Origin of the sequence: Aedoeadaptatus acetigenes (assembly GCF_025566985.1) — a bacterium.
Classification (GTDB): domain Bacteria; phylum Bacillota; class Clostridia; order Tissierellales; family Peptoniphilaceae; genus Aedoeadaptatus; species Aedoeadaptatus acetigenes.
This window is the reverse complement of the sequence record NZ_JAOQJD010000006.1, coordinates 53,680-69,642: the sequence shown is the minus strand read 5'-3', so window position 1 is coordinate 69,642 and position 15,963 is coordinate 53,680. Positions and strand designations below refer to the sequence as shown.

Annotated in this window: 12 protein-coding genes; all 12 read right to left on the bottom strand. The window is 48.5% G+C overall.

From position 1 onward, the window contains the following. Positions 1 to 2: 2 nt before the first annotated feature. The 12 genes from OCV31_RS04615 to OCV31_RS04560 all read right to left on the bottom strand — a co-directional run bounded on the left by OCV31_RS04615 (position 3) and on the right by OCV31_RS04560 (position 15,963). On the bottom strand, positions 3 to 227 hold the full coding sequence (locus OCV31_RS04615) for a FeoA family protein (RefSeq protein WP_148473032.1): 225 nt from the start codon (positions 225 to 227) through the stop codon (positions 3 to 5). 294 nt (positions 228 to 521) lie between these two features. Next, positions 522 to 1,304, bottom strand: coding sequence for a copper amine oxidase N-terminal domain-containing protein (locus OCV31_RS04610; RefSeq protein ID WP_148473030.1), 783 nt, complete (start codon positions 1,302 to 1,304; stop codon positions 522 to 524). A 203-nt stretch (positions 1,305 to 1,507) separates the two neighbouring features. After that, positions 1,508 to 2,326, bottom strand: a complete 819-nt coding sequence (locus tag OCV31_RS04605) for an undecaprenyl-diphosphate phosphatase (protein WP_148473028.1) — start codon at positions 2,324 to 2,326, stop codon at positions 1,508 to 1,510. Between the two features lie 11 nt (positions 2,327 to 2,337). Then, complete coding sequence (dnaB, locus tag OCV31_RS04600) at positions 2,338 to 3,666, bottom strand: replicative DNA helicase (protein WP_108831073.1); 1,329 nt, start codon at positions 3,664 to 3,666, stop codon at positions 2,338 to 2,340. Then, the gene (gene rplI / locus OCV31_RS04595; RefSeq protein WP_148473026.1) at positions 3,666 to 4,112 is read right to left on the bottom strand and encodes a 50S ribosomal protein L9; all 447 of its coding nucleotides are present in this window, start codon (positions 4,110 to 4,112) and stop codon (positions 3,666 to 3,668) included. Before rplI ends, dnaB begins: the two co-directional genes overlap by 1 nt. Further along, on the bottom strand, positions 4,109 to 6,106 hold the full coding sequence (locus OCV31_RS04590; RefSeq protein ID WP_148473023.1) for a DHH family phosphoesterase: 1,998 nt from the start codon (positions 6,104 to 6,106) through the stop codon (positions 4,109 to 4,111). The genes rplI and OCV31_RS04590 overlap by 4 nt, the downstream gene beginning before the upstream one ends. 3 nt (positions 6,107 to 6,109) lie before the next feature. Then, a complete protein-coding gene (locus OCV31_RS04585) occupies positions 6,110 to 7,030 on the bottom strand; it encodes a DUF2232 domain-containing protein (protein WP_148473021.1) in 921 nt (306 codons plus the stop codon). Positions 7,031 to 7,173: 143 nt separating this feature from the next. Beyond that, positions 7,174 to 13,710 carry an S-layer homology domain-containing protein gene (locus OCV31_RS04580; RefSeq protein ID WP_148473019.1) on the bottom strand — a complete coding sequence of 2,179 codons (6,537 nt, stop codon included), beginning with the start codon at positions 13,708 to 13,710 and terminating at the stop codon, positions 7,174 to 7,176. Between the two features lie 323 nt (positions 13,711 to 14,033). Further along, the gene (rpsR, locus tag OCV31_RS04575) at positions 14,034 to 14,258 is read right to left on the bottom strand and encodes a 30S ribosomal protein S18 (protein WP_108831068.1); all 225 of its coding nucleotides are present in this window, start codon (positions 14,256 to 14,258) and stop codon (positions 14,034 to 14,036) included. A gap of 21 nt (positions 14,259 to 14,279) precedes the next feature. Then, positions 14,280 to 14,774: a single-stranded DNA-binding protein gene (locus tag OCV31_RS04570; RefSeq protein WP_148473017.1), complete on the bottom strand. Its 495-nt coding sequence runs from the start codon at positions 14,772 to 14,774 to the stop codon at positions 14,280 to 14,282. A 20-nt stretch (positions 14,775 to 14,794) separates the two neighbouring features. Next, positions 14,795 to 15,088 carry a 30S ribosomal protein S6 gene (gene rpsF / locus OCV31_RS04565; RefSeq protein ID WP_317246788.1) on the bottom strand — a complete coding sequence of 98 codons (294 nt, stop codon included), beginning with the start codon at positions 15,086 to 15,088 and terminating at the stop codon, positions 14,795 to 14,797. Between the two features lie 53 nt (positions 15,089 to 15,141). Then, complete coding sequence (locus OCV31_RS04560) at positions 15,142 to 15,963, bottom strand: metallophosphoesterase (protein WP_148473013.1); 822 nt, start codon at positions 15,961 to 15,963, stop codon at positions 15,142 to 15,144.

Below are 15,963 nucleotides of genomic sequence, written 5' to 3'. Positions count from 1 at the left end.
CCTCACATTGTCACTCGAATACATTCAGCCAAATCTTTGCCCAAGCCGACGCGCACGCCCTTGATGACGACGATCACCGAGCCCTGCACGTCCGACACGACGCGGCAATTGGCGCCTTCCACAAAGCCCATGTTCTGCAAATGGGTAATTTGGCTCTTGTCCAATTTTTGATCCCGCACCCTTAGCACCTTCAGATCCACGTTTTTCGGCGCAACGATTAAATTCATATGCATCTCCTTATAATAACGGTTATCAGTCAAGAACCAAAAGAAAAAGGCACTTGCCTTCCAATGAAAATTTATCTCATCAATGAATTATAACACCGGTTCCATTCCTTTTCAAGGGAATAAGAAAGATTCTCAATGGAAATTACCGCTAAAACGGCGGCACAAAAGCCCTTTCGCCGCAGAATCTGCTTTCCTCCCTTTTCTATACTGCTGTGTCCGCTATCGACTTCATCCCTCTTTTTTCACTTATCATTTTAAAACGAAAGAAGCCCGGCATCTGCCGGACTCCTAAATTTAATCATCTTTTCTTTCTATGGACCTTATACTTGCGAGCATTCCTTCGATGGCTTCATCGATGGCCCGGCTATATTGTCTGTCTTTTGCAAACTCGGCAAATACATAGTTTCCATTTCGATAATCCAATAGTCGGTCTTCGATATTCTCCGATGGCTCTGAAGTCTTTTTTATCGTAAACAACGTCGCCGGTGTCTCTGAATACTGGCCCATAAATTCCTTCCAAGAAACAATGTACTGTCCGTGGAGATCCACCATGTCAAATTCTTCTGGTACGATCGCTTTTAAACCCACTTTGCTCAGTTCGGTATAGGAGTCTTCCGACTCCTCTTCTCCCCTATTTCCGGCAATGATGACGACGCGGTTCTTGCCGTCCCATTCAACTTTTGCCCCGAAAGCCTCTTGCACAAAACGCGCAGGGACATAGATCCGGTTCTTTTCAGAGAAAGGTGCGACATCCATGGTTTTTGTTTCTTTTTGCACTCGATAGTTCTTGTCGCCAAGTGTCATGGCTACCTGAATCCCATCTTTTTTGATTAGGACAGATTGCTTGTCCGAATCCACACTTACGGAATAGGAAAGAGATTGCTCCAACAGCTCGAGAGGTAAAAAGGTTCGCCCCTTCCGAACCGGAGCCGTTTCTTCAACACCGTACTGACTCGCATTTTGATTAAGCCCGTTAATGTACACGGTAATTTCCTTCGGTCCCTGCGCATAAGATGAAAAAGGCGCGAGCATCAAACATAAGATCATAACTAAAGTGATTTTTCTTTTCTTTGCCATAAAATCTCCTCCTCTTTTATTCAAAGCTGCATTACAACAATGATCCGACGTCGCCCTTAACGCTGGCCCTTTACTATCTGAATTTTAGTATATAGTATATTCTATTTTTTCAAGGGCGTGTCATTCGCTTGTTTGCTATTTCAGTTATGGAAGTAAAGAACCTATTCTTATCAAATAAAAAACACGCGGATCTCCGCGCGCTTTTACGAAAATGTGAAGTACAGAAAGACGATGAGGCCCAGAAGGATTCGGTAGGTACCGAAGATTCTGAAATCCCGCTTTCTGATGTAGTCCATGAATTTTTGAATGACCACCACGGCCACGACGAAGCTCACCACGGCGCCCAGGGCGATTAAAAACCATTGGTAGGCGCTGAAGGCCAGGCCGTTTTTCACGATTTTTAATAAGGTGGCACCGAACATGGTGGGAATGGCGAGGAAGAATGAAAATTCCGCCGCTGCTCCGCGGCTCGCGCCGAGAAGCAGGGCCCCTAAGATGGTGGCGGCGCTTCGGCTCGTGCCGGGCACCATGGCCAAGCATTGAAAGAGGCCGATGGCAAAGGCCATGGCGTAGGGAATATTTTCCACTCTTCCCACTTTCGCCTTCACATGCTTCTCTTCGTTTCGATTTTCGATGACGAGAATGAGGATCCCGTAGATCAGCAAGGTGGCGGCCACCACTTGAGGCTTAAAGAGATGCTCGTCGATAAAGTCGTCGAACAAAAAGCCTAAAACCGCCGAAGGGATCACCCCGACGATGACCTTGAGCCACAGCACGAGGGTGTCTTTTTCCGCCACGACTTTTCCCTCTTCCCGCTGAAAGGGCCAGAGCTTTGAAAAGTACAGAACCACCACGGCCAAAATGGCGCCCAGCTGAATGCAGACGTCGAAGGCGTTTTGAAAGCTCTGCGGCTGAAGGCCGATAAATTCGTGGGCCAGAATCAAGTGGCCCGTGCTGGAGATGGGAAGAAATTCCGTCACTCCTTCCACGATCCCCAGTAAAATAACTTTTATTATATCCATAGTTCCTCCGATTATGCTTGCAGGTTCACAAATTTCGTGTATTCGCCTTTAAACAAGAGTTCCACCGTGCCCGTGGGGCCGTTTCGGTGCTTGGCGATAATCAGCTCGCCCAAGCCCTGTTTTTCCGTGTCGGGATTGTAGTATTCGTCCCGATACAGGAACATGACGATGTCCGCATCCTGCTCAATGGCCCCGGATTCCCGAAGGTCCGATAAGATGGGCCGGTGATCGGCGCGCATTTCCGGCGCACGGGAAAGTTGCGACAGGGCGATAACCGGCACATCCAGTTCCTTTGCGATCCCCTTGAGTTGACGGGAGATGGCGGAGATTTCCTGTTGTCTGCTTTCGGCGCGACCGCCCACTTCCATAAGCTGCAAATAGTCGATGACCACGAGATCCAATCCTTTTTCCGCCTTCAGTCGGCGGCATTTGGCCTTGACCTCGAGGGGCGTAATCCCCGCCGTGTCGTCGATGTAGATGGCCATTTCGTTCATATAGGTCATGGTCTCGATGACCTTGGACCATTCCTCCGTGGTTAAGTCCCCGGAAATAATTTTCATGAGATCCACGTGGCTCAGCGACGATAAGATCCGCTGGGACAATTGATTGCGGCTCATTTCCAAGGAGAACATGGCCACGGTGGCGTTGGCCTTTAAGGCGGCGTTGGTGGCGATGTTGACCATAAGGGCGGTCTTTCCCATGGAGGGACGGGCGGCGAGAAGGACCAAGTCCGCCTTCTGCATGCCGGAGGTCTTTCGGTCCAAGTCGATAAAGCCCGTGGTCAGTCCCGTGAGGCCGCCTTTGTTTTCCGAACGCTTCTGCATCACTTCGAAGGTGGTGACCATGACATTTTCCATGTTCATGAGGCCGCCGCGCTGATTATCCTGGGTAATGTCGAAAATGGATTTCTCCGCCTTTTCGATAATGGCCCCGACCTCGTCGTCGTCCCGGTAGCTGTCCTCTACGATTTCGCTCCCCGCGCGAATCAAGGCCCGCAGAGTGGATTTTTCTTTAATGATGTTGGCGTAGGCTTCCGTATTGCTCACGGCGCCGGCGCCTGAGGTGAGCCTGCCTAAATAAGTATAGCCGCCGACGGCCTCCAGCTGTCCGTTTTTTTTCAGAAAATCGGACAGGGTGATCATGTCGGCGGGCTCATTTTTGTTGTAGAGGCGCAAAATCCCTTCGAAGATGGCCTTGTGGCTATCGTAGTAAAAGTCCTCGGCGTGAATGATTTCCACTGCCGTGGTAATGGCGCTTTTGTCCAAAAGCATGGCGCCTAAAACCGACGCCTCGGCCTGTTCGTCGTAGGGCGGCATCCGCCCCTCTACCCTCTCGGCCATTATTCCGCGTCGATGACCACATCCACGTCGGCGGTAATGTCGCCGTGGAGTTTGACGGTGACTTTGTGTTTGCCCGTGGTCTTAATGTTTTCCGAGAGGACGATTTTTTTCTTATCGATCTTCACACCGAAAATCGCGTTCATGCGATCGGCGATGTCTTTTGCTGTAATGGCGCCGAAAAGTTTGCCGTTGGCGCCGCCCTTGGCCTTTAAGTCCACGACTTTCGATTCGAGCTCTTTCTTTTGGGCTTCGGCTTCTTCCACGCGGGCCGCTTCGTCGGCGGCTTCTTTCGCCTTCATTTCCTTCCAGTTTTTCATGTTTTCAGGCGTGGCTTCGATGGCGGCCTTGTTCGGCAAGAGGAAATTTCTCGCGTAACCGCTCTTCGCTTCTACCAAGTCCCCTTCTTTTCCTAATTTGTCCACGTTCTTTAATAAGATCACTTTCATTGTTCTTTCTCTCCTTTATCTTTTTCTAAATAATCGGCAATGGCGTCGGTTAATTGTTTTTCCACGGCGTCCATGTCGTCGCTCTTTACTTGGGCACCGGCCATGTTCAAGTGGCCGCCGCCTAATTGTTCCAAAATAAGCTGCACGCTGATGTCGCCGAAGCTTCGAGCGGAAATGTGGATCACTTCTTTCTTCTTGGTCAAGACGAAGGAAGCCTTGATGCCGTGAATGCCCAAGAGCTCGTCTGCCGCCTGGGCACTAACGAGTACGGAATTGGGCATGTCCTCTTCCAATCTTGAAATGGCGATGTTGTCGAAGATGATCCTGGCATTGTGCACCACTTCCGCCCTAGAGACGATGGTGTCGTAGTCGTCTTCGAAGAAGTAGCGTACCTGACTCATGTCGGCGCCGGCCCGCTTCAGGACCGATGCGGCCTCGAAGGTGCGCACGCCGGTTTTAAAGGTAAAGTTTTTCGTATCCACTACCACGCCGCTCATCAGGGCGTTGGCTTCGAAATTGGTAAGCTCCGTGTCGTCATACATATAGGTGAGCATTTCCGTAATAAGCTCGCAGGTGGACGAGGCGTAGGGCTCCACGTAGGAAAGCACGGGATCCGCCACAAACTCGCTGCCTCTGCGGTGATGGTCGATGACCACCACATTGGAGGTGCGCTCCAAAAGAGGCGGGTATTCCGTAAAAGAAGGCTTGTGATTGTCCACGAGGATCACCAAATCCCCTTGGCGAATGGCCTCCTCGGCATATTCCCCGGAAACAATTCGCTTGAAGAGCTCCGGCTCTTCCCGCTTCATGACCTTGATCAAAACCTCGATGGAAGGATTCACATCGTCCAAAACGATGTAGCCCTCTTTGTTTTGATTGAGCACGGCGCGCATGACGCCCACGGCGGCGCCGATGGCATCCATGTCCGCGTTCTTGTGCCCCATGACGAAGACCCGATTGGACTTGTCGATGAGTTGCCTGAGGGCGATGCCCAAGACACGGGCCTTCACCTTGTTTCGCTTTTCAACGGCTTTGGACTTGCCGCCGAAATAGGTGTAGGTTTCGTCATTTTTTAAGACCACTTGGTCTCCGCCCCGGCCCAAGGCCACGTCCAGGCAGGTGTCCGCCTCTTTGTAGGCTTCGATAAAGGACAGCCCCGGGCGGCTGACGCCGGCGGAAATGGTGACGCTCACCGTGTTTTCCACGTCGATCTCCCGAATCTTGTCCAGAATGTCGAACTTCTGCTCTACAATGGGCAGAATGTCCACCTTCCGCAGGACCACCAGGTACATGTCCTCTTGAAATTTGCGCACCAAGGCGTTTTGGGAGCGGAAGTATTCGTTAATGCGATGGTCGATTTCCGCGATTAACAGCGGTTTTTTCGATGTAGGCGCCCCGTCCACCACTTCATCGAAATTGTCCACTTCCACGACGAGCACCACGCCGCCTTCGTCTTCGTAGAGGCGTTCCATGTGCCGGTACTGACTGTGGTCCACGAAATAGAAAAGGGAAAGCACATCTTCCTTGCCGTTTTTCTGAAAATCCACCACGCTGTTGTAGGCCCGGTAAGGCTGCTCTTTGATCTCAACTTCCGTGCCGTTTTCAACGGCCTTTAAGCCTGTCTCCTCGTCGGCCAAATCCTCGATGTAGGCGGGCAGGGATTTTCCCTTTAAAATCTCCGCGTCGAAGAGCTCGCCGAAAAGGCTGTTGTGCCAGACGATGGTTCCCTCCCGATCCGTGACCACCAGAGGAAAGGGCATGGAGAAAATCGTGCGCTCCGTGATCTTTTCGAAATCCTTGTGCAAATTGTTGAATTGGTCGTTAACAATGCCATTGTATTTTTTCACGCTGCGGTAAGCATAGGATGCCGTAAGCACCCAGGCGATGACGCCGATGGTTCCCAAAACCGGATTATAGGGAAAGACCGCCACCGTGAGAAAAGCGATGACAATTAAATAGAAGTAAAAGTTTTTCAGTGTAAATGACTCGTTCATGGCCTACGCTCCCTCTATGCTCCGCACGTCGATGAATTGATCGATAAGCCCCAGAGCCGCAAGGCCCATTTGACCCACGGGCACCACCAAGACAAAGAACATGATGAGCCCACGTAAAAACGGCGAAGGCACGAAGCGGAGCAGGTAAAAGTTTACGATGCTCATGCCCTGGCAGGCCAAGAGGCTCACCACGACCACCAGCCCGTTTAAAATATAGGGCTCGATGCCCAAAGCCATGAAGTAATTCATGGCCAAGGCCGTCCCCAAAAGGCCCACGGAAATCAAGACCGGCACCCGAGGCAGGTGCATAAGAAAGAAGGGACCCGGACAGATCACCTTTTCGCCGCCGATGCGCATGTTGCGCCCGCTGATGCGATAGGACAAATACACGACGACCAGGCCCGAAAGCAGGAAGAACGCAGGCAAAAGATCCATGGCCCGATTCATGGTCGTCTTAAAGGTCATGGCCAGGCGCGCCTGTTCCGTTTCCGTAAGAGAGGCCCTTTGCAGAATCTCTCCCTGAACGGCGCTGAAGTTTTTCATGAGCTCGCCGGATTCGATGGCCTGATAGGTTCCCGTGCGGTACATGATAAATCCCAAGCTCACGAGAAAAAGCAAGGTTCCCAAAGCCATGGTCGTGTCCACGGAACGATCCGTGCGCATACAGTAATCTAAAATTAAAATCAAGGGGCCCATCACCGTTAAGATGGTGAGACCCAACAGGGGATCCGTCAACAGGCCGATTAAGGCGCAGGCGCCGACGAAGACCCCGGAAATGGGAAGCACGCCCTGAAAGCGCATCTCCGATAAAAACATGGCCGGTATAAAGGCAAATAAAATAGGCACAAAGAGCCCGCCCATGACCAGCAATACAGAATATAAAAGAAGCTTGAGCACGCGCAAGCCCTGAATTTTCCGATACAATCTATCACCTCATATCACGCTATTTTACCATATTTTCGCTGATTACGCCATTCACGGCCATTCTCCTCTTTCGAGCATAAAAATAGGCCTCAAGGCTCTCGAGCACTTGAAACCTATTTTTTTCGATTGGAGGTCTTCGAAGTCTATTTATTGTGATCCAAATTGTAGAGAACTTGTGCTACCTGGGCACGGGTAAATCCGGATTTCGGTCTAAACGAACCGTCTTCCATTCCTTTGACAATGCCCTTTTTCGCCATGGCACCAACAGCCTCCTTCGCCCAAGGAGCAATGGTTCCGCCATCAGTAAAGACCTTGCTTTCTTTTTCGGAAAGTTTTTTGTTCGTTACTTGTAAGAACTTATTCATCATGACGGCCATTTCTTCTCGCGTAATCGGCCGATTCGGATCAAATTTTCCATTGCCGACGCCTTGAACAATGCCCTTTTCTGCGGCCCAGTTGACGTAAGCGGCGTAATAGCCTCCATTGACATCCTTAAACACATTCTTCGTAAACTTGCTTTGGTCGATTGCGGCCATACGTCCCAGAACGGTAACGAAGTCCGCACGGGTAATGGACCTTTCGGGAGCAAAGCGATTGCCGCCTACGCCTTTAAAGTATCCTTTGCTGACGACATAGTTAATAGGCTCTTTTGCCCAGTGGTTGACAGTGTCGCTAAAGTTTGCTTCGGGAGCTTTCGGTGACTCCGTATTCTTTTGGCTCTTTCCGGGTTCCGTATGTTTTCCTTCAGGCTTCGACGGTGCCGGAGAGAAATGCCGCCTGCCTCCGGAATGACCCGGCTTCACATCAGGTTTTTTCGTATCCGGCTTCACATCAGGTTTCGGCGTATCCGGTTTTTCTTCAGGCTTCGGCGTTTTCTTTTGTACCAAAGCCCCTTTTGCCTGTTGCAGTTTCGTCAATGCCAGTTCCACATCCTCTTTGGTTGCGGTGCTCTTTTCAGAAACAGCCTTCGCATCTTTCAGTGCCGCTATGAAGTCACTCTTGCCCTTTTCTTCATATCGACTTAGATCCAAAGCATCGCATTCGGCGATTAATTGATTCAGTGCCTTCTTGTCCACTCGAGGCGCAGGTTGTGCCGAGGTTTTCCCTCCGCCATCGACGACAAGGTCTGCCGATGCCTTGCCCGGCATTCCCTTTGCCCCAACGGTCACTGTCAATCTAAAGGTCTTATTCACATCATTCATATCCACGGGAATATCAAATGCTGCAGGCTTCGTTTGAGTAACACCGTCGACGGTCACCTCTGTCGTCTTCGACGGCACGAGGGTTTCACCTTTATAGGCCATGTCGGTAACGTAGATTCCTTCGCTTGCATCTTGCAGTTCTACTCTGAAGAAAGCCTTATTATCTTTGACGATCAATTGGGCGGGATGTTTAAAGACCGTCCCCATCATGGCGTCGTCATCACTATTCGTCATCTTCCAAGAAAATTCTACATTGTAAATAGCCTCTTGATCGGCAGGCACTTCCACTTGTTCCCAGCGAGCGATTAACGTTTTGTTGCCATTAACAGGCATTGAAAAGTCGAATTTTTCATTGCCGTCGAACCAGCCTTTGAAAACATAGGTAACCTCACCTTCCTTGACTTTTGAAACATTTTCTTCAAAGCCGGCGGGGGCGTAAATCACCATGCCTTTATCGACGGTGACGGCAGCTGGTGAGGTTCCCTTGTCGCTCATGAAAGTCACCGTCACTTGTTCCTTCGGTGCTTGCTTTTCTACAAGCCCCTCTTTTGCCGCCTTCAAATCGTTTAAGGCATCGGCGACATCTTCCTTCGTTGCCGCATCGTCACTTACTACAGTTTTCGCTTCGTTTAATTTCTTCTCAAATTCCGTTTTACTGTCATCGGTATACTTGCTGAGATCCATCCCTTCACATTCGCGAATAAGATCTTTCAGCTCCGTCTTATCTGCTTTCTCCGGTGCTTCACCTTCTGCCACCATGCCCTTCATGGCGGCATCTAAAGCCTTGGTCAGATCGAGCGCCTTATACCCGGCTTTAATGCCTTTTTCTTTTGCTTCTCGAATCCACTTCTTCGCATCCTTGATTTTGACATCTAGATTATCTTTGCTTTCTTGCGTGTACTTGCCGTTCATCATGGCGGAAGCTTTTTCGACTTTGGCTTCTAAGGCCGAGGTGTCGTAGCGTAGATTATCGTCGATGGATTTAATAGCGTCGTAAGCCGCTTTAATTTCATCGTAGGTTTTCGCATCTTTTAATGCCTTTTCCCCTTGGGTAATAACAGTTTCGTATTTTTCCAAGGACTCTACCGTGTACTTACCTGTTTCACCTTTGAATTCGTTGAGATTGGCCTTTAATTGTGTTAAATGCACGCGGTAAATTTCATCGGCAAATTTGACGGCGCTACCCGCTTTATCCAAGTCGCTGTAAACGTCTTTGACCTCTTGAATGGTCGCGTCGCCGTTTTTGATCACTGCATTTGCCTTTTCAAGATTTGTCTTTAGGCCGTTAATTAAATCTTGATTGACGCCCTGTGCGGCCTTCGCCAACATCTCATAAAGTTTGACGGCATCGATTAATTGCCCCTTGTCCACTTTGTAGGTGTTTTCGTTAAAGCCGTCGGTCGCCGATTGCCAATCGATGGCGATGCGCGCTGCCGGAGAGTGTTCTTGAGGTCCGAGGGATGTCTTGTAAGATACCTTAACGGGAACAAATTGTTGATTTTCCGCCACTTCGATTTTTACACGAGTCGGTGACTCATACTTGTTGGAGCCCACTGTTACATCACGTTTTGCTAAGACTTGGGCTTTTTTCATTTCACCATTTACAGCATAGGAAAGATCCGTAATGGCACCGGTCACTTGATTGCCCTCACCTGCAGTCATGTCGACCCACTGCATTTCCAAATACCATTTGCCGTTCTCTTTGGTAAGCTTTCCTTGATTCCAAAGGGCACTGTTGGCCATGGATGGCTCATCTTTATTTTCTTTATACAACTGAATGTTGACGGTCTTCGTCGCTTCAATCTGCACGTTCGGATCCGCTCGATCGGGTGAAGCTTGGAATTCTTCCACGGCGGCTTGTAAGGCCTTTAAAGCAGCATCGACTTTTTCTTGGCTGTCTGCCTTCAAGCCTTTTTCCGCCGTTTGAATAGCAATGGCCAGCTTTTCATTGACTTCTTCTTCTTTCTTCGTTGCATCTAAAAGCTTTTTCGCCTTGTCGATTTCAGCTTGTAAGGCTTCGGTTTTAAAGACATCCTTCGATGCTTCGTAAGTTTTTACAGCGGCATTTAACTTTGCGACCGCTTCATCGATTTTATCTTGTTCCGTAAAGTCTTTTGCCTTTTCCGCTTCGGCGATAGCCGCACGCAACGTGTCCTTTGCCTCTTTCGACTTGTTCTTTTCCAGCGCCTTTTCAGCCTTTTCAATGGCCTCTTCTAAGGCCGCCTTACTTAAATCGCCGACTTCTTTCAGTTTTAATGCCTTGATCCCGGCATCCACACGGTAGACCCAGCTATCGTAAACCGATGTATCCAGATTGGTGCCGTTTTGCGTCGTGTCACTTGGATCTTTCTCATAAGTAGACTTCGGCGCCTTAATGTCGGCGAGGTAGGCTTTCGCCCCTTTCGAGTTGGAGTTACCCTTATAATCAATTTTCGGGCCGCCAGGATAAGGTTGATAGCTGATGTCCGGCTCTTTGTAGCCGTCGATTGTTTCTTTAAGCGCCTTGACGCCGGCATCTTGATATTTGCCCGATTGAATCTTTTCTTCCCCGTCTTTTATGAGCTTTTCCAAGGGTGCCGGATCTAAACGTAATCCGTCATAGAGAGAAGTAAGGGTTTGGGAATACGTGCGAATATCCTCGCGGGAAATAGCGGCCGTGGTTTTTCCTTTTATTTCTTTCCATTCTTTTTCCGCCTTTTCCACCGTCGATTGGATGAAATGGGTGTCCGCCTTATACTTTTCAAGATTTTGCGATTCGCCGTCCACTGCATTTATAAAGCTAACCCAAGGCAAAATCGAAAGGGAGAGATCCTCTAATTCTTTTATGCACGTTTTGATCTTTTCGGGATCTTTCGTATCCATTGTTTCTGCGCGGCCAAGTGCCTCTTTTATGGCGTCGTTAATTTTAACTTTCTTTGTAACAACTTTTTCTTCGGAGCCGCCGCGATCGACGTGGTCGAAGACGTCGATTTCTTCGGGAAGAATTTTAGAAACCATGCCGTGATTGGTTTTTAAATCACTGATGCGGTTTTGCAACGCCAGTTGCAATTCTTTTAATTCTTCTTTCGTCGTCTTCACTTTTCCGCCTTTTACGTGAAGGTAAATGGTGTCGCCGGTTTTTTGCGTTTGCTTGTCGCTATGGCCAATGACCACGTCGGTGTTAACTGCAATTTTCTCTTTGGAATCGATGTCATACTTTAAGACAAATGCCATGGGAACATCCGCTTTTTCAGCAGCTACTCCATCCACATCCGCCTTTTCGGATACTAAACCATATTCCACTTTCTTCGTAATATCCGCCGGTATATACGTTCCCTTCGGAGCGTAATTAATATTTTCAAGGTAAGACTTTACTTTCTTGCCGTCCATTTCAGGACTAGCGTAGAAAGTAAGGGTCTTTTGTACCGGATCATACGTCGCTTTTTCCGATACCAAGCTTTCCATATGGGTCTTGCCGGCGCCATTTTGGTTTTGATACTCGATTGTAACATCATAAGGTTCTGTAGACGGCTTGTCTTCCTCGCCGCCGATTAATTGTTGGTTGGCGGTATCTAAGTTGAATCTGATGGAATTTTTGTCTTGTACGCCCATCCTATTCCCATCATAGTATTTTACATTCGTATATATCTTGCCAAAGTCGGTACCCGGATCAATAAGCTCAACTTCTTCCACGACCGGCTGGCGATCAATTGTTTCCGATGTTTTAAGCACCTTGCCCGGTTTCACGGAAAAATTGCTAGCATAGTAATCGACGCCTGCTACAAAATTATCCCCATCTTTCTTAAAGGAGAAAATATATTTCTTTTCCGAGGGAATATACTTAACGGGACCTGCCAAACACTTCCCTACGGCATCATCTGAACAAGTTACGGGGATGGAGTACATCACTTTCCCTTGTTTTCCCGGCTCATCTTCCTTGATTTCAGGCGGTTGCACGCCGGGTTTCGCTTGCAGTTCATTGATCGCCCGCTCCAATGCCCTTATATGATCCTGTGTTTCATCTAAGCTCGGCGAATAGGTCGCATTATCTTTAATCCACTTTTTCGCTTGAATCTTTACGACATTAAACTTGGCAAAGGATTCTTCTTCATAATATTCCGCCTTGTACTTTTCCGCCTGATCTACAAGTTTTTGTAAGGCTTCCGTATTGTATTTCAGGATGTTATTTTGGCTGGCAGTTTGCACCTCACTGATCTTTGAAACCAATTCCGGCACATCCATATCGCCTGCTTCTTGTTCCGTTTTCTCGAGATAATTTCTAAAAGCTTCCAAGCTTTCCTTGGTATACTTTTTATCATTGTAAATGGTGCCCGAATCTAAATCGTCCATGGCTTCATAAATACGCTCATTTAAAATTTCAAGCAATGTAAATGTATTTTCGATTTCGTAAATCGGCTGAGCGATGTTTAAAGCTTCCGTCATCGACGGCGTCTCGGAATTGCGCAATTGGTTAAGCTTTTCAATGCTTTTCCGCACCGTTTTAATCCGTTCTTGATCCTTCGGCACATCGGCATCCAAATACTTACCGATTAAAATTTCACCGCGCTTAATCCAATATTTAATTCTCGTCTTCGTCTTTTTCTCGTAACGGCTGTAATTATCCGCTGATTTAGTCATGGTATTGTAGTCAATTTTAATACCGAAAGGTCCCGTTCGCTTTGTGGCACCTTGATTGTCCACATAACTCATGCTTTCGACGACGAGTTGCGAGCCGTCTAATTCAGCAGGAATGGGGATGGCGACTAAGTTCGTCTTCGTCGGATCTTGTGCGTCACCGGAGCCGAGGGAAACGCGAATTTCTTTTCCCGCTACGCTCTTCATTACCATACTATTGATTTTAGATACTTTGTTTTTATTGGCGACAAAAAGCACTTCCAGCTCATTGCCCCATTTGGTCACTTCCATTTCTTGGAAGAGATCCTTTACATCCGCTTTTTCCGTACCTAAATCTTTGTAGATATTCGTTTGCCCGTCGCTGTCCACTAATTGAACGTCGACAAGCTTGTAATTGCCTTGATAGTCGCCGTCCTCTTTTAGTTTCGTGTCGCTATTTAAAGCATAGATTTGTAGAATCGTATCCAGTTCGCTGAGTAAACGTTGTGCTTTCGCTTCATCTAGGCTATTTATACTTCCTTTGGCGCGAGCCACCAAATTATAAATTTCGTACCAAGGTGTTTCGATGATTTGATCCGGCGTTAAAATATAGGAATCCTTGCCGTAAAGCTTTCCCTTGCCTTCCACATCTTCGTAGTCGCCGAGATCGATGCCCGGCGTATAAGTAGAATTATGTTTCGGAGCCAAGTAATCGGTGCCCAACAAATGCTTTTGAATGGCGGGATTGGTTAAAATGGCATCCGCCTTTGATACAATCGCCTTCTTTGTTTCTTCTTTCGCCGGCGTAAAAGCGAAAATCGGTTGAGCTGAGCCCATGACCGTTAAAAAAGCCATGGCCAAGCTTAGTTTTTGTCTTCTCTTCATTCTGTCCTCCTGTTAATTATGAATGATACCGAGGTATCGAACAAACTCCGATTCTCTTTATTTGATATCAAATATCATTTATAGAATATTCGAAGGCTTTTTCTCGGTCAAGCTTTTTCTTTTAAAAATTTGCGTAATCCAGGGTTCTTTTTAATTCCATACTTCCCGTACAAACAGCTGATTTTCAACTTTTCATCCCGAAATAACTCCGGTTAACAATTGAAGGATGTTTTCTTTTTATCAAATGAAGATGCCTTGACGACTGAATTTTTTCAATAAAAAAACTCCCGCCGAAGCGGGAGCTGTGTGTATTTAAAATGTGATTAGTCTGCGCTGTAAGGCAGAAGTGCCACTTGTCTGGCGCGTTTAATGGCCGTGGTAATCTTCCGTTGGTGCTTGGCGCAGGCGCCGGTGACGCGACGGGGAAGGATCTTCCCGCGGTCGGAAATAAAGCGCTTTAATGTTTGCGTGTCTTTATAGTCGATTTGTTTTTCCTTATCTGCACAGTAAATGCAGACTTTTTTTCTGGAACGATATCTTCTTTGCATGTTCTCACCCCTTAACCTTGGTTAAAATGGGATATCATTGTTGTCGATCGGGTAATACCCTTCGTCGTCGGATTTCGGACCGAAGCCGGAAGGATTGCTCGCTTGAGCTTGATTGTTCGATTGATAAGCCATATTCGTCGGCGGCGCCATGTTTTGGCCACCTTGTGCATTGCCCGCTTCTTTCGCACTTTCGATGAAGTGGACGCGGTTGACGATGACGTCGGTGGTATAGACGCGTTCGCCGTTTTTTTCGTAGCTGCCCGTGGAAATTCGACCTTCCACGGCGATGCGATTGCCTTTGTGGAAGTAATTGCCTAAAAGTTCGGCAGTGGTTCCAAAGGCTTTAATGCCGATAAAATCGGCGGTGGGCCGGCCGGCCGCTTCAGCTTCCTGGCGCTTTTCGCGACTCATGCCGCGATCCACGGCGATGGTGGCAAAGGTGTTTGCCATGCCGTTTTGGCTATAGCGAAGCTCCGGATCTCTCGTCAGTCTCCCGTAAAGTACAACTAAATTCACGATATCACCAATCCCGTTTCTTATTCATCTACGCGGACGACCATGTGACGCATGACCGTATCGGAAATACTTGCAATACGGCTGAATTCTTTGATTACGCCGGGTTCTGCATCGAATTCGACGAGCACATAGAATGCTTCTTTGTAATCTTCGATTTCATAGGCCAGCTTGCGCGTGCCCCATTCGTCTTCCGATTTAATGACGCCACCTTCGGCAATGATGCCTTTTAAACGTTCGTATTGTTTTACACGTCTTTCAGATTCGGCGTCGGGATAGAACATAAGGATTACTTCATAATTGTTCAAGTCTGTCACCTCCTTGTGGACTGACGGCTCGATTGATCGAGCAAGGATAACTATCTGATCCATTATAAGTGAGATGAAAGCTCCGTGTCAAGGCTTTCTTCCACAATTCGACTTTCAACGCCTGCATCCGTAAGCTCGATGAGCCGCGCCCCCCGGGGCAAGTCGCCGTAGGCGTTGTAGCCGGTGATGCGGCCGTAGTAAAGGTTCATCCCCCGCCAATTGGCGGTGAAGTCGTTGTCGTGATCGTGGCCCACGAAAATGTGGCGGACGGTGCTTTCTTTTAATAAAGCGTCTACCAGGCCTGTGTTTTTCACCGGAGCACAGACGGTTTCGTCTTTGTTGCCCACGGCCAGGCCGGCTTTTTTCGCGTCGTCGAATTCCACCACGGGAATGTGCATAAACAAGAGGCCTTCTTTTCCTTCCCCGCCGTCCAGGGCGATAAGGTCTCGGATCTGCTCTTCGTAGACGTAGGCGTAGTTGTGGTCCTCGTCGTAGTCGCCGCTGTCTAAAAAGTACAGGCGGTAGTTTCCTGCGTCGAAATAGTAGAGCTCCCGCCCTTCCACGGAGGCGAGGCCCCGCTTTTCCACGTGGTGTTTCATGTGATACACCAGTTCCTTCAGCACCCGGCGATTATAGACGCTTTCGCTGTCGTGATTGCCCCAAGTAATGGCGATCGGGACGCGCAGGCTGTCGAAAAAGTCCAAAACGCCGGATAGAATCGTAAGACTTCCCGATTCCAGGGACCAGTGAATGTCGCCGGTGAGGACGAGGAGGTCCGGCTCCAGGGCCTTGACCATGTTCCGCACCAGGGCTTCCGTGCGCTTGTCTTCTCCTTTAAAGGGAAAGGAGCCGAAGTGAAGATCGGTGAGTTGAAGCAGTTTCAT